This window comes from Bradyrhizobium sp. Kon56 (assembly GCF_055807635.1).
Window position 1 is genome coordinate 1 of sequence record NZ_JBVVOU010000670.1, and the last position, 231, is coordinate 231.

Genomic DNA, 231 nt, shown 5'->3' on the forward strand with positions numbered 1-231 from the left:
GATTTGCATCTGTAGGGCGGCGAGCTCACGCTCTAGCCGAGCAATTGACTCTGCAGATATCTGCTGATCAGGTTGGGGGCTTCTAGGTACTACTAACAGGTCTGATGGAGTGGCAGCCAAAAGTGCTTTAGCGAGCAGGACAGAAAGATTTTTATTTCCAATCATCAATTCAGCCGCTTCGATTTGCCTCAATGGTTTCATCTGTCGCAGAAGATGGAATACGTTTGCGGG

1 protein-coding gene is annotated in these 231 nt (G+C 48.5%); it reads right to left on the reverse strand.

The features are described from left to right. Positions 1-231, reverse strand: a 231-nt coding sequence (locus AC0L3B_RS40460) for a plasmid partitioning protein RepB C-terminal domain-containing protein (RefSeq protein WP_473383718.1), incomplete at both ends; no start/stop codon positions are given.